The organism is Nocardia sp. CA-135953, assembly GCF_050955735.1.
Classification (GTDB): domain Bacteria; phylum Actinomycetota; class Actinomycetes; order Mycobacteriales; family Mycobacteriaceae; genus Nocardia.
In genome coordinates, this window is the sequence record NZ_CP192082.1 from 7,236,280 (window position 1) to 7,256,427 (window position 20,148).

Below are 20,148 nucleotides of genomic sequence, written 5' to 3' on the forward strand. Positions count from 1 at the left end.
AGCCGCTACCGGCCTGTCTTCGTGGGCGTCAGAGATTTTGGACGCAGACCACGAAGCGACGCGTCGGGTACTCGAAGCCGCTGCTGCTGCCGCAGACGCTGGCATCGTCGGCGCCCTGCTGGATATTGGTCACCTTCACGCCCTGGCTGACGCGTTCGGTGCAGTCGATGCGCTTGGGATCCTCGCCGCTGATATCCATGCAGCCACCGACGACCCAGTCGATGTCCAGGCAGATCGCGCCCTGCTGCACGCCGTTGAGGGTTTCGAAGTAGGCCGAGTCGCGGTCGGCGACGCACTGCGAACTCGTCGCCGCCTTGCCGATGACCTTGTAGTTCGAGGCCCGGCTGCCACAGGAGGCCTTGGCGATGGTTGCGTTGTCGGTAGTTCCGCCGAGTGTCACGCAGTCACCGACATTGGCCTGGAAATCGGTGCTGCCACCCTTGGTCGCCGAGGTGGTCGCCGTCGGCTTACCGGAGGACGGGCGGGCACTGGTCGTCGGCCGTGCCGAGGTGGGCCTGGCGCCTGAGGTTTTCGGCGTGTTGGTGGCTGAGACCGCATCGATGGTCCCGTTTATGGCGGGCTGGGCATTGCCGCTGATCTTGTTGCCGCAGCCCGCTAGCAAGAGCGCGGCGACGACGGAGACCGCGGCGATGGCCGCAGTCGCGAGGCGACCCGAGATCGGTTGACGAGACACTTACAGTCCTCCCGGCTGTAACGCTCCGAACTCATACCCCCGTCGGAATCCGAAGTGATCTAGCAAAGCGTGAAATACCACGCCATGCATACACCACCGAGCGCAGGCGCGTCGAGTCGACAGCAACCGCATCGGAGAAGCAAAGTGCCGGCCCAAATGTTGGTTCGATCAGTGTGGCACCGCGGCGTACCAGTGGAATCTGTGTCACAGCAACCGATCTGGGTATGGTGGGGTTTCCGGTGTGAGAGGAGTTCGTTCGTGAAGCTGATCAGCGTGATCACCTGCACCGCCGCCGCGTTCGGCGCCGCGCTGATCCTCCCCGCTGTGGCTTCGGCAACCGATGTGCACTGCGCTTCCGACGGCGGGGCGGACGTCACCGTGATCGACGGAGGAACCGCATGCCGGGCCACGGCCGAATCCCTCGGCCGGGCACGGGCGGCCGGATACGACGGAGTCGGCTACGCCCGTGCCGGCCTGGGTGCCGCCGCGCTCGGCATCGGTGCGGCGGGCGGTGTGGGCGCCAGCGACGGAGTCGGCGGCATTCCGATCGCGTTCGGCTTCGGCGCCGATGCCGTCGCGCTGACCTCGATCGCCGCTGCGGCAACGGATTCCGAGACCGACCAACCGAGCCCGCCCACCCCGCTGTTCGCGATATCGATCGCCTTCGACGGTTCGCGCGCACAGGTCGCGACCGCCGACAGCGCGGTCGTGTGCCTGGGCACGGCAGCCTTCGCGTGGAATTCGGCAACCGGTGCGACCTGTGTGACGACGCCTTTCGGTCGCTGGCAAACGCCACGATCCGAGTTAGGCTGAGAATTCGGCCCCAGCCAGCAGGAGGTGTGACCCATGGTTTCAGCCTTCCCCGCACCGGACCGATGGCCGGCCGCACCACTGGAGATGCTCGTCGATCCGAGATTCGTCCGCCTCGCGGATCATTTCTTCGGCATGTTCGCCCAGCCGACGCGTGGCGGCGCTGCGCTCGCGATCTATCTCGACGGTCGACCCGTCGTCGATATCTGGGCGGGCTGGGCGGCCAAGGATCGACGTTGGAACGGCGAGAATGTCGCGCTCGCCTTCTCCACCGGCAAGGGCGTCGCCGCGACCGTGGTGCACCGGCTGGCCGAACGCGGGCAGATCGAATACGAAGCCCCGGTCGCCACCTACTGGCCGGAGTTCGGCGCACACGGCAAGGAAGACATTACGGTGCGCGATGTGCTCTCGCACCGCGCCGGACTGCACCGAGTGCGCGGCCTGGTGCCCGGCCGGGAGGGCATCCTCGACTACGACGCCGTGGTGACGGCGCTGGCCGACAGTCCCGCCGATCCGCGGCGCATCCGCACATCGGGCTATCACGCGATCACCTTCGGCTGGCTGGTGGCCGAGATCGTGCAGCGTGTCACCGGTGATCAGTTCACCGATGTGGTGCGCCGCGAGATCGCGGAACCACTCGGCTATGACGAATTCTGGTTCCGGGTACCGGAATCCGAGCGCTATCGGATCGCCAAGATATTTCCGCACCTGAATCCACCCGGAATCCGTTGGAATACCGCGTCATCGGTGCTGTCCTGGGTGCGGCCGGTGCGCGGACTCGCCGAGGCGGGAATGCCGGAGAGCTTCGACGAACTCGTCCGCGATCCGCGCGTGCACGATGCGGTGATGCCGGGCTGGAACGGTGTCTTCTCGGCGCGCGCACTGGCCAGAATGTATGGGGCCCTTGCGAATAGAGGGCGGGTCGAGGCGCTGGACCGCGGTGGTCACGCCATCGACGCGGTGCAGTTCCTGCGACCGGAGACGATCGCGATCATCAATGAGACGCAGCGGGCCGACAGCCGCGACTATGTGCTCGGGGTGCCGCTGAAATTCACCCTCGGCTATCACCGTCCGGTCGTGATGTCCAAGCAGCAGCCGCGAAAAGCCTTCGGCCACTACGGACTCGGCGGTTCGGGCGCCTATGCCGATCCCGAACTCGGTATGTCGATCGCCTTCGTCACCAATCGGCTCGGCAATGCGGTGACCGCGCTCGGGGACGCCCGGCTCGCGCGCTTGGCCGCCCTCGCCGAGAATATGGTGCGCAGGGGGCGCCCGAAGGGTGCGGTCGAACCGGGACCGGCGTGAGTTCGTAGCCATAGATATGGAGCAGGCGGGCGCATCCGAGGAAACGGCGCTGGACGCCGCGTCTTCGACGCCGCGCGCACCGAGAATGGTGGTTGCGCACGCGTTGGCGGCGGGCATCGATTTCGAGCGGTACTTCCGTTGGCGACGCGAACGCGAGGGCGATCCGTTCTACGTGCGGTTTCCCGGTCTCGGCGCGGCGCTGTTCACTAGCACGGCCGCCGGCGCCCGCGAATTCTTCCGCGCGCCGACCGATCTGCTCGAACCGCCGCGACCGAATCCGATCGAACCCCTGGTCGGCTCCGCGTCGCTCATCCTGGCCGCGGGCGAACGACATCGGCGCGATCGGGCATTGCTCGCACCCGCGTTCCACGGTGCGCTGATCCGCGCCTACGGCGAACTCATCCGCGAGTCGACCATCGCCGAAATATCCGGCAGCACAGGCGAATCCCGTTCGGCCTGGACACCGGGCACGCGCATCGACTCGCGGGCGGCAGCCAGGGCTATCACTTTGCGGGTGATTCTGGAGGCGGTATTCGGGGTGGACAGCCGCGCGCGCCGCGGCGAATACACCGCCGCGGTCGCGGAATTCCTCACCGCCTACTCCGGACCGCTGATGCTGGTGCCCGCATTGCGCCACGGGCTGTTCGGCCGGGCGCCGTGGGATCGGTTCGTGGCCGCGCGCGAGCGGCTCGACAAGCTGATCCTGACCGATATCGCGCGGCGTCGGGCCGTCGGCTCGGTCGGCGCCGACATTCTCGGTCTCCTGCTCGCGACCAGCTATGACGACGGCACCTCGATCACCGATGACGATCTGTGCGAACAATTGCGCACATTGCTCGTCGCCGGACACGAGACCACCGCGACCAGTCTGGTGTGGGCGCTGTTCCATCTGCATCGGGAACCCGAGGCGTTGCGGCGCCTGCGCGCCGAACTGGACGCGGCCGGTCCCGACGCCTGCCCGCTCGAGCTGGCCGGGCTGCCGTTGCTGGACGCGGTGTGCCAGGAGACACTGCGGCTGCATCCCACGGTGCCGATCGTGCTGCGCAGACTGACCGCGCCGTTCGCATTGCGCGGTGTCGAGCTCGCGGCGGGTGACAACATGGGCATCGCGCTGCCGCTGCTGCATTCCGATCCCGCGGTGTGGACGGATCCGCGGCTCTTCCGGCCGGAGCGGTTCATCGAGCGCAAGTACCGGCCGTACGAGTTCGCACCCTTCGGCGGCGGACATCGACGGTGTGTCGGGGCATCACTGGCCGACTACGAACTGCGAATCGTGCTCGCGACCATTCTCGGTCGCCGGCGGCTGCGATTGCCACCGCGATATGCGCGCGGGCCGACGCCGCTGTCGGTGCCGCACAACATCGCGACGGGTCCGCGCCGGTCGATCCCATTCGATGTCATTTCGTGATTTATCTCACGAAGGAGTTTGGCTCATTTGCGGCTAGAACCACTTGACGGCCACTGTGAGCCACCGAGCCGCATCGACCTGACCGGCAAATTTCACCAAAGATCACGACCCCCGACAGCATATGTGGCGCTCACCACACTGCGCTATGGGCACGAATTAATCCGAAACGCCACTGGCCTCAAATGGCCATGGACGGTAGGAAGGACGCCAGGGTCGGGTGCGTCATATACCCGTGGGGTGCTTCGTGTGCCCCACGCCGTTTTTCCGTGGTCGTTCGCACGGAATCCACGAAGAGTCTTCGTGAAACCGCCCTGCGAGCTCCACACCGATGAGAGATCTGGCCGCGCCACGGCGTAGGCGAGAAATGGATTGGACGAGAAACTTATGCATGCCGCTTTGCACACCGGGACGTCGACTGCTCCTCGTCGGGGAGCGCTAGCCCGCCGACTCCGGCAGGGCATCCTATTGTCGGCGGCGATCGCCGCGGTCGGCATCACCGCCGTCGCGCCGGCTCAGGCCGATCCGGCATTGCCGGGTGTCGGCACCGGCTCCGCAAACTCGACCGCCACCGATCCGGGCGCCACGGCGAACTTCGCGCCGCCGAGTATCAACCCCGGTGACGGCGAGACCGTCGGCGTCGCGCAGCCGATCATCATCAACTTCAAGGATCCGGTGACCGATCACGCCACCGCCGAGCAGGCCATCAGGATCACCTCCTCGAATCCGGCGCCGGGCCACTTCTACTGGTTCGGCGACAAGCAGGTGCGCTGGCGGCCGAACGAGTTCTGGCCGGCCAATACCGATGTGACCGTCGAGGCGGGCGGCACCCGCACCGCATACCGGATCGGTGACGCCTTCATCACCACCGCTGACGACGAAACCCACACCATCACGATCACTCGCAACGGCGAGGAGATCATGACGATGCCGACCTCGATGGGTAAGACCAAGCACGAGACCCCGAACGGCACCTACTTCGTCGGCGAGCAGCTGCGCAAGATGACCATGGATTCGTCCACCTACGGTGTGCCGACCACCGATCCCGAGGGCTACAAGGTCGAGGTCGAATACGCCACTCGGATCTCCAACAGCGGCATCTTCGTGCACGCGGCCCCGTGGTCGGTTGCGCAGCAAGGTGTTTCGAATGCCAGCCACGGCTGCCTGAACGTCAGCACCGAGAACGCCAAGTGGTTCTTCGAGAACGCCAAGAAGGGCGACCCGGTCATCGTCCAGAACACCCAGGGCGGCACCCTGAACGCTCGCGACGGCTACGGCGACTGGAACGACTGAAATAGCTGACCCGACGTCCGAACTCAGCTCGGCTCAGGCGCGATCGCCTGGGCCGAGTTCTTTTTGTTCAACTGATGGTGTTCGGGAATTCCCGAACGACGGACCAGTTGCCAGTTAATCTCCCGAGTGGCGCAACGCTACAACTGATTGCGGGAGAACATGGGTAACTCGTCGGGTACACCCAGCAAGAAGTTCAGCGTAGCGGCGTTCAGCGTTAACCAATCGTTTGCTACTCGCCGTAAAGCTTCGGCCGTGCGATCCAGGCCGGAACGAGTACTGCCGCAACCGCGCGGGCGTGGCCTGCGCAATCGGCCGTGGCAGGACTATGCGCTGTTCCTGATGTTGCTCGGGCCCAATCTGGTGCTGCTGACGCTGTTCGTCTACCGTCCGCTGGCCGACAATATCCGGCTCTCGTTCACCGACTTCAATATCTCCGACAACTTCGTGACCTACATCGGGTTCGCGAACTACCGGGAGTGGTGGGGCCGCGACGACTCCTGGCAGATCGTCACCAATACGGTGGTGTTCACCCTGGCCGCGGTGGTCGGCAGCATGGTGCTCGGCCTGGCGCTGGCCCTGCTGCTGGACCGTAAGCTGTTCGGGCGCAATGTGGTTCGTTCGGCCATCTTCGCGCCGTTCGTCATCTCCGGCGCGGCCATCGGCGTCGCCTTCCAGTTCATCTTCGATCCCAGCTTCGGGCTGATCCAGGATGTGCTGCACCGCATCGGCGTCGACAAGGTGCCGGACTTCTACCAGGACCCGCACTGGGCGCTGTTCATGGTGACGGTCACCTATATCTGGAAGAACCTCGGCTACACCTTCGTCATCTACCTGGCCGCGCTGCAGGGCACCCGCGCCGATCTCATGGAGGCGGCCGAGATGGACGGTGCGAGCCGCTGGACCACCTTCACCAAAGTGCTACTGCCGCAACTGCGCCCGACCACGTTCTTCCTGTCCATCACGGTGCTGCTGAACTCGCTGCAGGTCTTCGACATCATCAATGTGATGACACGCGGCGGGCCGCTCGGCACCGGCACCACGACCATGGTCTACCAGGTCTACGAAGAGTCCTTCCGCAACTTCCGGGCCGGCTACGGCGCGACGGTCGCCACCATCATGTTCCTCGTGCTGCTGGTCGTCACGCTGGTCCAGGTACGCATCATGGATCGGGGCGAGCAGTGAAACACGCGTGGCCGGCGCGACGGGCGCGGAGGAGGCAGCATGCGTAACCACGTAGCGGCGCGAGCGACGGGCCCGCAGGCGGTAGCGGAGCGTAACCACGAAGGGCACCGGGAACGCCGCGAATCGGACACAGCGACCCGCGCAGGCCGCTATGGAAACAGCGTGGAGACTCTTTCGTATCGCCGCAGACAACGGGCGGTGACGGTGCTCGGATACGCCGCGATGGTGTGTGTGCTGATCATTGTCGGCGTTCCACTGTTCTGGATCTTTATAACCTCGTTCAAGGCACGTCCGGATATCTACACCCAGCCCGCGGTGTACTGGCCGCACAGTTGGCATCCGGCGAACTACGAGGACGCCACCACGACGCTGCCGTTCTGGACGTTCCTGCGCAATTCGCTGATCATCACCGGGATCATCGCGCTGGTGAAATTCGTGCTCGGCGTGTTCAGTGCGTACGGCCTGGTGTTCTTGCGGTTTCCGGGCAAGACGCTGGTGTTCCTGGTGATCATCGCGGCGCTGATGGTGCCCAACCAGATCACGGTGATCTCCAACTACGCGCTGATCGCCCAGTTGGGTTGGCGAAATACCTTCCAGGGCATCATCATTCCGCTCTGCGGGGTGGCCTTCGGCACCTTCCTGATGCGCAATCACTTCCTCTCACTGCCCTCGGAGGTCATCGAGGCGGCCCGGATGGACGGCGCCAACTGGTGGCGCCTGCTCACCCGGGTGGTGCTGCCGATGTCCGGACCGACCATGGTGGCCTTCGCGGTGGTCACGCTGGTCAACGAGTGGAACGAATACCTCTGGCCGTTCCTGATGGCCGACGACACCAGGGTCGCCACACTGCCGGTCGGGCTGACCCTGCTGCAGAACACCGAGAATCCGAGCGTCACCAACTGGGGACCGGTGATGGCGGGGACGCTGCTGACCATGCTGCCGATCCTCGTCGTCTTCCTGCTGCTGCAGCGCCACATGATCAAGGGCCTCACCTCGGGTGCGGTCAAGGGTTGACCGATTAGGAGAAACCAGTGTCCACTTCACAATTCCCGGCACTGTCGCGGCGCGGATTCATCGGCCTGGCCGGTGCGCTTGCGGCGGGTACCGCACTGACCGCATGCGCGGGCAGCGGCGGTGGCGGCAAGCAGTCCGGTGACGCCAACACCATCACCTTCTGGTCGAATCACCCTGGCACCTCGAAAGAACTCGAGGCCGAGCTGATCAACCGGTTCCAGGCGAAGTATCCGGATCTGAAGGTCGATCTGGTCGACGCGGGTAAGAACTACGAGGAGGTGTCGCAGAAGTTCAATGCGGCGCTGTCCGGCGGTGAGCTGCCCGATGTCGTTGTGCTGTCGGATGTCTGGTGGTTCAACTACGCGCTCAACGGCACCATCGAACCGCTCGATTCACACTTCGCCGACGCCGGGGTCAAGCTCGACGACTACGTCGATTCGCTGGCCGCCGACTACGTCTTCAACGGCAAGCACTACGCATTGCCTTACGCGCGCTCGACGCCGCTGTTCTACTACAACAAGGACGTATGGGCGAAGGCCGGTCTGCCCGACCGCGGCCCGCAGAGCTGGCCGGAGTTCGACGAGTGGGGTCCGAAGATCCAGTCGGTGGTCGGCGACGGCAAGCTCGCGCACGGCTGGGGTGACGCCAAGAACTACCTGGCCTGGACCTTCCAGGGCCCGAACTGGACCTTCGGCGGCGCCTACTCCGACCAGTGGACGCTGAAGTTCACCGACCCCAAAACCATTGCGGCGGGGCAATTCCTGCGCGATATGATCCACACCAAGAAGTACGCCGGCATCAAACCGCAGATCGCCGTCGACTTCGGCACCGGCGTCATCGCCTCCACCATCGCCTCCACCGGCGATCTGCGGGGCATCCAGAAGAATGCCGAGGGCAAACTGCAATTCGGCACCGCATTCCTGCCGCATCCCAACGGCCCCGGCGTCACCACCGGCGGTGCCGGGCTGGCGATACCGTCGCGGATCTCGGATCAGCGGAAGGTGAACGCGCTGAAGTTCATCGAGTTCATCACCAATGCCGCGAATACCGCTTACTTCTCGCAGGGCACCGGATATATGCCGGTGCGCAAGTCCGCGGTGACCGATCCGAGCGAGGTCGACTTCCTGGCGAAGAATCCGAATGCGAAGGTCGCCATCGAGCAGCTCGCGGTCACCAAATCGCAGGATTACGCGCGCGTCTTCGTGCCGGGCGGTGACCAGATCATCGGCACCGGACTGGAGCAGATCGGTCTGCAGAATGCCGATCCGGCAACGGCTTTCGCGAATGTCGCCAGTCAGCTGCAGACCATTGTCGACCGGCAGATCACGCCGAAGCTGCCCAAGTAGTACCGACGAAGAGGGAGATCGACGCCGTGGCAACAGTGCACTTCGACGGGGTGACGCATCTGTATCCCGGTGCGCAGGCCCCCGCCGTCGACAACCTGGAGCTCGATATCGCCGACGGGGAATTCATCGTCCTCGTCGGCCCATCAGGTTGCGGCAAATCGACCAGTCTGCGAATGCTGGCCGGATTGGAATCCGTCGCGGCGGGTCGCATCCTGATCGGCGGTAAGGACGTCACCGCACTGCCGCCGCGCACCCGCGATGTGGCGATGGTATTCCAGAGCTACGCGCTCTATCCGAACATGACGGTCGCGCAGAATATGGGCTTCGCCCTGCGCAATGCCGGAATGAACAAGGCGGACACCGCGATTCGGGTGCAGGAGGCGGCCGAAATGCTCGAACTCCAGCATCTGCTCGACCGCAAACCGGCGAAACTTTCCGGCGGACAACGCCAGCGCGTCGCGATGGGGCGCGCCATCGTGCGCCGACCCCAGGTCTTCTGCATGGACGAACCGCTGTCCAACCTGGATGCGAAACTGCGGGTGAGCACCCGCTCGCAGATCGCCGCGCTGCAGAAGCGTCTCGGCACGACCACCGTCTACGTCACCCACGACCAGGTCGAGGCCATGACCATGGGCGATCGCGTCGCGGTGCTGCGTGAAGGGAAACTCCAGCAGATCGCCAAACCCCGTGAGCTCTACGACGATCCGGTCAATACTTTCGTCGCGGGGTTCATCGGCTCACCCGGCATGAATCTACTCGACGCTCCGGTTCGCGACGGTGCCGCCGTCCTTGGCGATCTGCGAATTCCCTTGCCCCGCACCGCAACCGGAAAGCGGGTCATGGTCGGTATCCGTCCGGAATCCTGGGAAACCACCACCGAAACCGATAACAGCCTCGCCGTGGCCGCCGAACTGCTCGAGGAACTCGGCGCCGAATCTTTCATCTACAGCCACGGCGTCACCGAGGAATGGAACAGCCGCTCCGGCAAGGTGGTGGCACGGGTGGACCGCCGCTTCCAAGTGACGCTCGGCGATCGCCTGCGCCTGCGTCCGAAACTCGACGAGATCTTCTTCTTCGACGGCGAAACCGAGGAACGCCTGCGCTGAGCGCGCCCCGCGTCCTCGGCTCGCCGCGTGCTCACCAGATCTTGACGCGCTGCGCGGGTTCCAGGTACAGCTCGTCGCCAGGCCGCACATCGAAAGCCTCGTGGAAGCTGTCGATATTGCGAACCACCGCATTGCAACGGAACTCCGGCGGCGAGTGCGGGTCGGTGGCCAGGCGCCGGATGGCCTCCTCATTGCGGGCCTTGGTCCGCCACACCTGCGCCCAACCGTAGAAGACGCGCTGCAGACCGCTCAGACCGTCGATGACCGGCGGCTCCTCGCCTTCGAGCGAAATCCGGTAGGCGGCCAGGGCAATGGACAGCCCACCCAGGTCACCGATGTTCTCGCCGATGGTGAATTCGCCGTTGACGGTGTGGTCGTCGGCCAGCGCCTTGGGTGAGAGCACGTTGTACTGCTCGACCAAAGCCCTTGTGCGCTTACCGAATTCGGTGCGATCGGCATCGGTCCACCAGTCGATCATATTGCCGTCGCCGTCGTACTTGGCGCCCTGATCGTCGAAGCCGTGGCCGATCTCATGGCCGATCACCGCACCGATGCCGCCGTAGTTGGCGGCGTCGTCGGCGTGCATATCGAAGAACGGCGGTTGCAGAATGGCCGCGGGGAAGACGATTTCGTTCATGCCCGGGTTGTAGTAGGCATTGACCGTCTGCGGGGTCATGAACCATTCGCCGCGATCGACCGGACCGCCGAGCTTGTTCAGATCGCGATCGTGTTCGGCGGCATAGCCGCGACGGTAGTTGCCGACCAGATCGGACGGGACGATGACGATGGCGGAGTAGTCGCGCCACTTGTCCGGATAGCCGATCTTGGGGGTGAACTTCTCCAGTTTGGCCAGCGCGGCCGCCCTGGTATCCGGCCCCATCCAGTCCAGCTCGGCGATATTGCGGCGGTAGGCCTCCTGCAGGTTGGCGACCAGCTCGACCATCCGCGCCTTGGCCTCCGGCGGAAAATGTTCGCCGACATACAGTTTGCCGACCGCCTCACCGAGCAGATCCTGCACCAGCGAAACACCGCGCTTCCAGCGTTCCCGGTTCTCCTGCGCGCCGGTCAGGGTGCGACCGTAGAAGTCGAAGTTCTCCTCCACGATCGCATCGGTGAGATTGGCCGCCCGCGAACGCAACAGCCGCCAGATCGCCCACGCCTGCCAGTCGGCGAGCGGTTCGGCCGCCCAGGTCTGGGCGAAGGTGCGCACGTAATCCGGCTGGCGCACAACCACTTCGGCGAACAGTTCGGGGCCCGACTTCGAGATCCCCTCGGCGAGCGCGGCGGTCCAGGCGTGCCAATCGAATTCCGGATGCTCGGCGACCAGCGCGTCGTAGGTGGTGAGGTTGTAGCTCAGCTCGGCGTCGCGGCGGCGCACCACATCCCAGTGCCCGGCCGCGAGTTTGCGCTCCAATTCGATGATCCGCTGTCCGACCGTCGCCAGGTCGGCGGGCAGCAGCGCGGCGATCTGCGGTTCGGCGGCGGCCAATGCGAACATCCGGCCGATGTGCTCGACATATCGGTCCCGGATCTCGGCGAATTCGTCCTGCCGATAGTAGGACTCGTCGGGCAGCCCGATCCCGGACTGGGTGGCGTGCACCAGATACCGGTTGGAGTTCTTGTCGTCGGTATCGACATAGAAACCGAGCGCGCCCCCGACGCCCGTGCGCTGCAGACGACCCAGTAGCGCGGCGAAGGCACTGCGATCGGCGACCTCGTGGATCTCGGTGAGTTCCCCCGCGATGGGCGCCAGCCCGAGCGAGGCCACCGTATCGGTGTCCATGAAGCTCGAGTAGAGATCGCCGATCTTGCGCGCGTCACTGCCGTGTGGCGGCGCCGAGTCGGCGGCCTGCCGGATGATCGTCTGCACATCGAGCTCCGCCTGGTCGTACAGCGTCCGGAAGGCGCCGTCGACCGCACGATCCGCCGGTATCTCATAGGTATCCAGCCACCCGCCGTTGACATGGGCGAACAGATCGTCCTGAACGCGCACGGCGTGGTCGAGGTGGGAGAGATCGATACCGGAGGGACTGCTCAGATCGGAAGTCACGATGTCCAGTATGCAGAGATGGGGCGGAGGCTGCCGTCGCCGAGGTTGGCCCCGGCCGCGTCACGGCCGGGGTAAGCGGTCAGGCGGGCAGGATGATGCGATCGAATTCGCCGTCGCGTGCGCCGGCGATGAACGCATCCCACTCTTCGGGCGTGTAGGAGAGAGTGATATCGCCGTGGCGCAGGGTAGCGCTGCCATCGGCGCAAGTTTGTGCGATCAGCTCGTTATGCGATCGGCCGCTGTTGAGAAGGTTGATGAACGAGGTCCAGAGGCTCGCGGTGACGGTGATGATGGGCTCTTCAGCGGGGCGGTTGGCCGGGTTGCGGCGGTATTTGCTGTCACGGATGAGCACCGCGTCACCATCGAACCGGACTTCGACGCATTGATTGCCGTTGTTCGATCGACTCGACGTGAACCAGTCGGTAAAAACCGACCGGAGGGTAGCGGTGGTGGCCATGGGCAGGATTTTACACTCGTGCATACCTGCTGATCAGGGCCAATGATGCTGCACGATTCAACGATTGTTCCAGTGCGCGAACGTAAGCGAAGCTCAAATCGCGCACCTGTTCCGGATCGTCGACCGCACCACCGAAGACCGCGCTCTCGGCCCACGCGAAGGTTGGCAGCTGTTCACCAGCGAAGTCGATCAGATGGAAACTGGACCCGCCGAGCACCGCGCCCGCCCGCGCCGCGAACGGTATGACACGCACCTCGATATTGTCGAGCTGCTCGAGCGTCTTCGCCAGATATTCCAACTGTCCGCGCAGCACCTCCGGCCCACCGGTCTGCTGCAGCAGGGTGCCCTCGCCGATGACCGCGGTCAGTTCCACCCGTCCTTTGCCGCGCAACCGCTCCTGCCGCCGCATCCGAATGGCTACCAGTTGCTCGACCTGAACCGGCCGGATCATCACATCGGCACTGATGAGCGCCCGCGCGTAGTCCTCGGATTGCAGCAGACCGGGGAAAACCAAGCTGTCATAGCTGCGAATGCTCTGCGCGCCGAACTCCATGCCGTACAGCCGCTGCAGTTCCGGCCCGATCAGAGCCGACGATTTGGCCCACCAGCCACGCTGCTTACTCGCCTCGAGCAGCGTGAGCAACTCCCCGCGTTCCTCGGCATCCACCTCGAGCAGTTCGAGCACCGGGCCGATGGTGTTCGTGGTGAGCACCCGTCGCCCCTTCTCGACGTGCGACCAATTGGCCGGGGTGAAGCCGACCCGTTTCGCGAAGGTGGCCGAATCGAAGCCGCGCTGTTCGCGCAATTCGCGCAGGCGGAGCACCAGCTCCCAACGAGCAACGGTCGGGGAAACAGGCGCCATGGCTCGAGATGGTACGCCGGAAATTTACTCGGCGTGTGACTATTGTCAAGGAACTTGTGCGGGTCTAGTGTCGATTTCAGCGGCAACTTTGGTTTTACGTCGATCCACTCAGAGTCGAGGCGAGGTTCGTCATGAGTACGTCGCGAATGGAATCGGGTGGCTACCTGGCGGCCCAGAATTTCGCGGCTACCCAGGACGCCTTGGCGCGATGTCGCCGCTATCGCAAGGACAACGGTCTCTACGGGGTGGTCGATCCGGGACTCGGGCGAATTCTGTTGGAAGTCGGCGCGGTCGGCGCGGTCGTCATGCCAGCCGTACTCGGCACGCGGGTACGCGCCTACCTCCTGGCCAACTACGGGCGGACCGGTCCGATCATCGCGCATCCGCGCTCCAGCCGTTGGTCCTTCCTGACCGGTCCGACCGACAACTCGTACCTGGATATGACGCTGTTCCCGGAGCTGTTCCGGGTCTGCGCTTCGGTGGCGCTGCCGGGCAGCCGGATCGTGCTGCCCTCACCGACCGATGAGATCAGCGGCTACCGGATCTGGATCGCACCGCCCGAGGGCGACTACCGCCCCGAACTCGCAGATGTCATCGCCGCCACCCGGACGTGCGCGAACAGTGGCGGCCGGTCGGTCGTCAAGGGTGTTGTCAAGGGGTCGGGCGTGGAGTGAGCGTCACGCTGAAGCTCTGCTCGATGCTGTGCTCCCACTTGTCCCGGCACTCGTTTTGTTTGGTCTGATCGTTGCCCGCCTTCTGCATACAGTCCAGATAATCCTTGCCGCCGGAGTCGACGAAGAAGCTCCAGCCGACGATGCTGAGCACGACCGCGGCGACCAGCGCGAGCACACCCAGGATCAAGCCGGTGACCGCCATGCCCGTGCCGCCCGCGCTGCCGGAACGAATCTTGACCAGCGCGATGATGCCGAAGATCAGCGCGAAGAAGCCGAACAGATAACCGCCGATCAGCGTCCAGCAGCTCAGGAAGCCGAGGATGCCGAGCACCAGTGTGGTGATCGCCAGGCCCTTGCGCTTGGGAGATTCCTGCCAATAGTTCGGCTGCCCCGGCGGCGGTGGGTACTGACCCGGTGGCGGATATTGACCGGGCGGCGGATATTGCGCCATGGGACTTCCTCTCAGCCGGTGCGCCTGCGCTGCAGTCGCCTTCTGATCGCACTCTCCGGGATGTTTATGCCGAGGGGGTTATTCCGAGCCGAGCCGCGCGTGCATCTCCCAGACCAGGATCTCCGCAGGCCCGTGAGCGGTCACCCGCTGCCCACCCGATCTGGTCAGGCGCACGGCGTCACTCGCGTACAACGGACCCACGCCCTCCATCTCCACCTCGCCCCTTGCGACGAACAGATGCAGGTACGGGGCGTCGGGTAGGTCGATCGCCTGCTCGGTTTCCCCGCTGTCCGCCAACCGCGCCACATGCAGCGCCGAATGGCTGCTGGCGATGGCGATCGCGGTCCGATCGCGATAGCGCGGCAAGCCGGAGGCCACGGTCACCAGGCCGCCGCGGGCCAATTCGTCGTCGATCTCGAGCTGCTGATATCCGGGCTCCGAGCCCGGTTCGTCCGGCACCACCCACATCTGCACGAAATGGACCGGCTGGTCGTGTTCGGAGCCGTGGTCCAGACGCCAGGAGTCGTTCTTCTCCGAATGCAGAATGCCGGTGCCCGCGCTCATCCGCTGCGCCAGACCGGGATAGATGACGCCGCTGTGCCCTAGCGAATCCTGGTGCACCAGCGAGCCGCCGAGCACCCAGGTCACGATCTCCATATCCCGGTGCGGATGGGTTTCGAAGCCTTGACCAGGGGAAACAATATCCTCGTTATTGACGAGCAGCAGCCCGTGATGGGTGTTGTCGGGATCGTAGTGCTCACCGAAGGAGAACGAGTGCTTCGAATCCAGCCAGGACACGCGCGTTTTCATGCGATCGCCGCCGCGATGGACATCGATGTGTGGTGTCGTGAGTGTGGACATCGTGGTCCTCCTCTCGGGACCGTGCACCGATCACCTTTCAGGGTAGGAGCACCTACGACGTGGTACTCCGAATTCCTAGTAAATTGTCCTGCACTCGGCATTTTACGCGAGCTGATCTTCGTGAGTGACGTGCGCGGGAGTACGCACGGCTGCGGTCAACGGCAGGCGAGCAGTACCGACCGGTTAGTCGAGTCGGCGGTCGGCACGGCCCGCCGGCACCCGACGGGGGACGGTACGCGCGCACGGTGGACTCGTAACATCATGTGCCACAACGGAATCGGAGGTGACGAACGGATGCGAACCGAGGTGCTCGCCCGCATCGAGCAGCGACTCCGCGATGCGGCAGAGCGCGACGGGATCAGCGATTTCGTCGTCGGCGTCGCGGTATTCCGCGATAGCAAACTCCTGGTAGTGCGCCGCGTACCCGACGATTACCACGGCGGCATGTACGAACTGCCCGGTGGCGGAGTCGAATCCGGGGAGACCCTGGCCGAATGCGTGGTGCGGGAACTGTTCGAGGAGACCGGGCTGCGGGTGCGTGCTATCACCGAGTTCCTCGGCGACTTCGACTACGCCACCAGGACCAAGCCCCGAGTGCGCAAGTACAGCTTCATCGTCGAGGTAGAGCCAGGCGAGGTCGCGCTGGCCCCGGGCGAACACGACGCCTTCGCCTGGATCGATGCCGCCGCGCTCGCCGATCTGCCGATGGCACCTGATATGCGCGAAACAATCTCCACACTGGTGGACTGCGTTTGATCCGTCCCGGGCCCACATTGCTGCCCGCCACGGAGCGGTCTTACGAAGAGTCAGGACGCGGGGCTCGTACACATACTCTCTGTCTTACGAGCGACCGTTCGCGGCCCGTCTCGTGTCCGAGTCGTCGAAGCGCGTGCACCGCTGGCGAGTCTCGACGGCGCCGCTAGCGACCGCTCGCAGGTCGCTCGAAAGGGTCGGACACGAGACAGAAGGGGGCCGCGAACACACGCCGCGCCGCAGGCGTGGCAAATCGAACACAGTAGCCTCTGGGCGTGTCTACTGGTCGCCCCGACGGCAACACTCCCGCGGACGCGCGGCCGGTTTCGCTACAGACGGCGCTGCGCGAGAGTCCCGGCGTATTGCGTTTGGCGCTGATCCGCTTTACCGGTCAGTTCGGTGACGGCATGTTCCAGGCGGCGCTGTCCGGCGCCATTCTGTTCAACCCGGAACGGGAGACCGATCCGCTCGCCATCGCCGCCGCGTTCGCGGTATTGCTGCTGCCGTACTCGCTGATCGGGCCGTATGCCGGTGCGCTGCTGGACCGCTGGGATCGGCGGGCGGTGCTGCTGGTCGCCAATGTGCTGCGGGCGGTGCTGATCGGTGCGGTGAGCGTCGGGCTGTTGGCGGGCAGTAGCGAGACACCGTTGCTGTTGCTCGCGCTCGCCGTGGTCGGGGTCAGCAGGTTCGTGCTCTCGGGCGTGTCGGCCGCGTTGCCCCGAGTGCTCGATCAACACTGGCTGGTGCCCGCGAATTCGGTGCTGGCCACGGTGGCGTCCGGATGTGCCGGTGTCGGCGCCGCGGCGGCGGTCGCGATCATCGGGTGGATCGGCGCGGGTGATTTCGCGTCGGCGGTCGCGGTGGCGATCAGTGCCGTGTGGTCGGTCTGCGGTGCGGTATTCGCGGCCGGATTCGGGGCCGGGGTGCTCGGTCCGGAGCCGGGGACCGCGACGCGCGACAGTGCGGTGCGAGCAATCGCGACCGGTCTGCGTCACGGTGCGGCCGCGGTCTGGGGAGCGGTTCAGGTCACCACCGCGATGATCGGCATCGGCACGCATCGGATCGTATTCGGCACCAATACGCTGATCATGGTGCTGGTGCTGCGGCAGGCACCCGTCGACGGCGGCGGCGTGAATACCGGACTGACCCGGTTCGGGCTCGCCATCGGCTGTACTGCCGCCGGGATGTTGGTGGCGGCCGTCGTCGCGCCGGTATTGATTCCGCGGCTCGGCCGCTCGCGCACCGTGGTCCTCGGGCTGTTGACCGCGACCGTGGTGCAGTTGGCGCTGGTCACCCCGACCGCGATCGCGACGTCGGGGACCGCGGCGCATCGGGCGCATCAATTGTTGCTGGTCGCCGCGTTCCTGTTCGGACTCGCGGGGCAGACCATCAAACTGACCGGCGACGCGACCATGCAGATCGATATTGATGACACCAGGCGCGGTCAGGTATTCGCATTGCAGGACACCGTATTCAATATCGCGTTCGTGCTGGCGATCGCGCTCACCGCATCGCTGATACCGGCGGATGGGCGCTCGATCGGCGTGGTGCTGGTCGGCGCCGGAATCTATTGCGCCGGAATAGTCACCATTGCCGTCAACAGTCGGCGAGTGCCGATTACTCGCTGAACGGCATTGTCGGATAAGTGGATTCATCACCCGACCAGGTCCGGTGATCCCGAAGCGCGGCGACAGGTTCGATCGGGGCTTTCGGATCGAACCAGCGCGAATCCCGCGTCGGCTCATCGTGATTCGACAAGGCCGCGCCGAATTGATCGACGGCGAGATGATCCGGCTCGGGCTCGGTGCGCTCTATCCAGGCCAGGTGTTCGCTGTCCGCATCGGCCGGGCTGCCGGTGATCTGGTGATTCCAGGTTCCGTTGCCGGTCGGATCGGTGAAGAAATGGTCGAGTACGCCGTCGTCGTCGAGATCCAGCCCGGCCACATCGGCAATGCCGGTGCCGTGCGAATCCCACAGCACATCGTCGACCAGGCCGTCGCCGTCGAAGTCGAGTCCCACCGCATCGCCGATGCCCGACCCGGATAGATCCAGCTCCGTCTGACTGGTCCAGACGTGCACCGTGCCGTCACCGGTTCCGAACACGTACTCGATCTCGTCCATATCTGGTTGGACGCGACTGCGCCCCATCCGGTTCCACCCTTCGCGCGATGCGGTCGGGTAAGTTGATCTCCCATCGACCCGAATCGACAGGGAGTCAACAACGGATGGGATTTCGGCCGATCTGTGCGCCCGCATTCCTCGGCGTGCTGCTCGCCGGAGCGCTGACCGTACCGACGCCCGTCGCGCAGGCCGCGCAGCATCCGTGGGCCCCGCCGCCGGTGAACAGTTGCGGCGAAATCGGATTCGACCCGTTGAACCGGGCGCCGGACCCGAACGCACCGCCGCCTCCGCCGCTGCCGCCTTTGCCTCCGCAGATCGATATCCCGTTCCCGGTTCCCGAGGTCACGCCGGTTCCGGTCCCTGATCCGCCGCCGGACAACACCCGCATCGATCCGGAACCGCTGCCGACCGACCCGTGCCGCAATCCGTGCCCGGATATCCGGGACACGCCGAAGCCATCGGATCCCGCCACCGATCCGGAACCGGAAGGCGCACCCGACACCGGGTCCAGCGCCGGTTCCGGACCCGGCTCGAGCTCCGGTTCGAGTTCGGGTTCCGGCTCGATCCGCCTGCCGCGCATAGAGTTCCGTCCGGAGATCGAACCCATTCCGATCCCGGTACCCGGTCCCGACGGAATCGAACCGCAACCCGCGCCGCCGCCGATCGTGCACCCGGCCGAACCCGGACCGCTGACCGCCGCCATCGCCGCGCCGCTGGTGGAATCGGTGGATCTGGTCGGTCAGGTGACCGGGCACGGTTCGGCGAACCGCACCGATATGCGCTGGCAGGTCGACGGCACCGACCTCGGCATCATGTGGGAGACCAAACCGGGCGAGGTCGCCGTGGCCTTCGGCGACACCTTCGGCGACGGCTGGACCAGTGGCGGCGTTGGCGGGCCCGACTGGCGCAGCAATGTGCTGGGCTACAGCACCGACCACGATCTCGCCGACGGACTCGACATCGACACCATGGTGCAGGACAGCCGCTGTCACGCCACCGAACTGCTGTCCAGCCGGAAGATCAAGAACTGGGAGACGACCACCATCCCGACCTCCGGGTTCGCGATCGGGCAGCGCCAGTTCATGAGCTATATGTCGGTGAACCACTGGAGCCGCATCCCCGGCCTGTGGTCTACCAATTACGGCGGACTCGCGTACTCCGACGACAACGGCCGCACCTGGGTCAAGGATCAGCATGCCCGGTGGGACAACTTCTTCGGACTCGGCCGGTTCCAAGTGGCGGCCATGGTGCCGCAGGGCGATTACGTCTATATGTTCGGCACGCCCAACGGGCGGGTCGGCATGATCGGCCTGGCCAGGGTGCCGAAGACCGAGGTGCTGAACAAATCTGCCTACCAGTACTGGGTGGGCGGAACCTGGGCCCCAGCGGCCGAAAACCAGGCCACGCCTTTGGTTCTCGGTATGGCCAGCGAGCTGTCGGTGCGCTTCGACAAGGACACCGGACAGTGGCAGATGGTCTATTTGGATTCGGCGCGCGCTGCGATCGTGATGCGCACCGCCGCGAGCCCGCAGGGCGTCTGGACCGATGGTGTCCAGCTGGTCTCGACCGACGACTATCCGAAGGCCTACGGCGGCTTCATCCATCCGTGGTCGACGGGCGAGGATCTGTACTTCACCATCTCGGCGTGGGACACCTACAACGTGTATCTCATGCACGCGAAGCTCGATCCGCCGCACTGATCGCGCTCGGATCCGCGCCGACGGTGATTCGGTATGGTGCGCATGTGATCGACCAGCGCATACG

19 protein-coding genes are annotated in these 20,148 nt (G+C 65.1%); 12 read left to right on the forward strand and 7 right to left on the reverse strand.

All coding sequences use genetic code 11. The annotated features are described in order from the left end of the window. Positions 1–28: 28 nt before the first annotated feature. Positions 29–679 (reverse strand): LppU family putative lipoprotein, encoded by a 651-nt coding sequence (gene lppU / locus ACQPXH_RS32870; protein WP_433603672.1) that lies wholly within the window; start codon positions 677–679, stop codon positions 29–31. Between the two features lie 273 nt (positions 680–952). On the opposite strand from lppU, the gene ACQPXH_RS32875 reads away from it, so the two are divergent. The 8 genes from ACQPXH_RS32875 to ACQPXH_RS32910 all read left to right on the forward strand — a co-directional run bounded on the left by ACQPXH_RS32875 (position 953) and on the right by ACQPXH_RS32910 (position 10,155). After that, positions 953–1,507 carry a DUF6764 family protein gene (locus ACQPXH_RS32875; RefSeq protein ID WP_433600269.1) on the forward strand — a complete coding sequence of 185 codons (555 nt, stop codon included), beginning with the start codon at positions 953–955 and terminating at the stop codon, positions 1,505–1,507. Between the two features lie 33 nt (positions 1,508–1,540). Then, the gene (locus tag ACQPXH_RS32880) at positions 1,541–2,809 is read left to right on the forward strand and encodes a serine hydrolase domain-containing protein (protein WP_433600270.1); all 1,269 of its coding nucleotides are present in this window, start codon (positions 1,541–1,543) and stop codon (positions 2,807–2,809) included. Between the two features lie 16 nt (positions 2,810–2,825). Next, the gene (locus ACQPXH_RS32885; RefSeq protein WP_433600271.1) at positions 2,826–4,217 is read left to right on the forward strand and encodes a cytochrome P450; all 1,392 of its coding nucleotides are present in this window, start codon (positions 2,826–2,828) and stop codon (positions 4,215–4,217) included. A 384-nt stretch (positions 4,218–4,601) separates the two neighbouring features. Beyond that, entirely contained in the window at positions 4,602–5,507 is a 906-nt protein-coding gene (locus ACQPXH_RS32890) for a L,D-transpeptidase (RefSeq protein WP_433600272.1), read from the forward strand. 252 nt (positions 5,508–5,759) lie between these two features. Beyond that, positions 5,760–6,689 (forward strand): carbohydrate ABC transporter permease, encoded by a 930-nt coding sequence (locus tag ACQPXH_RS32895; protein ID WP_433600273.1) that lies wholly within the window; start codon positions 5,760–5,762, stop codon positions 6,687–6,689. A 222-nt stretch (positions 6,690–6,911) separates the two neighbouring features. Further along, positions 6,912–7,703, forward strand: coding sequence for a carbohydrate ABC transporter permease (locus tag ACQPXH_RS32900; protein ID WP_433603673.1), 792 nt, complete (start codon positions 6,912–6,914; stop codon positions 7,701–7,703). Between the two features lie 17 nt (positions 7,704–7,720). Beyond that, positions 7,721–9,049, forward strand: a complete 1,329-nt coding sequence (locus ACQPXH_RS32905; protein WP_433600274.1) for an ABC transporter substrate-binding protein — start codon at positions 7,721–7,723, stop codon at positions 9,047–9,049. A gap of 26 nt (positions 9,050–9,075) precedes the next feature. After that, positions 9,076–10,155, forward strand: coding sequence for an ABC transporter ATP-binding protein (locus ACQPXH_RS32910; RefSeq protein WP_433600275.1), 1,080 nt, complete (start codon positions 9,076–9,078; stop codon positions 10,153–10,155). Positions 10,156–10,186: 31 nt separating this feature from the next. Here ACQPXH_RS32910 and ACQPXH_RS32915 read toward each other — a convergent pair whose 3' ends face one another. The 3 genes from ACQPXH_RS32915 to ACQPXH_RS32925 form a co-directional block, all read right to left on the reverse strand. Then, positions 10,187–12,205, reverse strand: a complete 2,019-nt coding sequence (locus ACQPXH_RS32915) for a M13 family metallopeptidase (RefSeq protein WP_433600276.1) — start codon at positions 12,203–12,205, stop codon at positions 10,187–10,189. 79 nt (positions 12,206–12,284) lie between these two features. After that, positions 12,285–12,662 (reverse strand): DUF397 domain-containing protein, encoded by a 378-nt coding sequence (locus tag ACQPXH_RS32920; protein WP_040697841.1) that lies wholly within the window; start codon positions 12,660–12,662, stop codon positions 12,285–12,287. 10 nt (positions 12,663–12,672) lie between these two features. Beyond that, positions 12,673–13,524 carry a Scr1 family TA system antitoxin-like transcriptional regulator gene (locus ACQPXH_RS32925; protein ID WP_433600277.1) on the reverse strand — a complete coding sequence of 284 codons (852 nt, stop codon included), beginning with the start codon at positions 13,522–13,524 and terminating at the stop codon, positions 12,673–12,675. Positions 13,525–13,655: 131 nt separating this feature from the next. Between ACQPXH_RS32925 and ACQPXH_RS32930 the strand changes: the two genes are divergently transcribed. Then, positions 13,656–14,198 (forward strand): hypothetical protein, encoded by a 543-nt coding sequence (locus ACQPXH_RS32930; protein ID WP_433600278.1) that lies wholly within the window; start codon positions 13,656–13,658, stop codon positions 14,196–14,198. Here ACQPXH_RS32930 and ACQPXH_RS32935 read toward each other — a convergent pair. Both ACQPXH_RS32935 and ACQPXH_RS32940 read right to left on the reverse strand, forming a co-directional pair. Further along, positions 14,176–14,649 (reverse strand): DUF4190 domain-containing protein, encoded by a 474-nt coding sequence (locus ACQPXH_RS32935; RefSeq protein WP_433600279.1) that lies wholly within the window; start codon positions 14,647–14,649, stop codon positions 14,176–14,178. The two genes, ACQPXH_RS32930 and ACQPXH_RS32935, sit on opposite strands and share 23 nt — an antisense overlap. A 78-nt stretch (positions 14,650–14,727) precedes the next feature. Further along, a complete protein-coding gene (locus ACQPXH_RS32940) occupies positions 14,728–15,510 on the reverse strand; it encodes a pirin family protein (protein WP_433600280.1) in 783 nt (260 codons plus the stop codon). Positions 15,511–15,804: 294 nt separating this feature from the next. Between ACQPXH_RS32940 and ACQPXH_RS32945 the strand changes: the two genes are divergently transcribed. Both ACQPXH_RS32945 and ACQPXH_RS32950 read left to right on the forward strand, forming a co-directional pair. Continuing rightward, positions 15,805–16,266: an NUDIX domain-containing protein gene (locus ACQPXH_RS32945; RefSeq protein ID WP_433600281.1), complete on the forward strand. Its 462-nt coding sequence runs from the start codon at positions 15,805–15,807 to the stop codon at positions 16,264–16,266. 272 nt (positions 16,267–16,538) lie between these two features. After that, positions 16,539–17,891, forward strand: coding sequence for an MFS transporter (locus tag ACQPXH_RS32950; RefSeq protein ID WP_433600282.1), 1,353 nt, complete (start codon positions 16,539–16,541; stop codon positions 17,889–17,891). Here ACQPXH_RS32950 and ACQPXH_RS32955 read toward each other — a convergent pair. After that, positions 17,881–18,411, reverse strand: a complete 531-nt coding sequence (locus ACQPXH_RS32955) for a hypothetical protein (protein ID WP_433600283.1) — start codon at positions 18,409–18,411, stop codon at positions 17,881–17,883. The two genes, ACQPXH_RS32950 and ACQPXH_RS32955, sit on opposite strands and share 11 nt — an antisense overlap. Positions 18,412–18,488: 77 nt before the next feature. Here ACQPXH_RS32955 and ACQPXH_RS32960 point away from each other — a divergent pair, with 77 nt between their 5' ends. Then, entirely contained in the window at positions 18,489–20,084 is a 1,596-nt protein-coding gene (locus ACQPXH_RS32960; RefSeq protein ID WP_433600284.1) for a DUF4185 domain-containing protein, read from the forward strand. Positions 20,085–20,148: the final 64 nt, after the last annotated feature.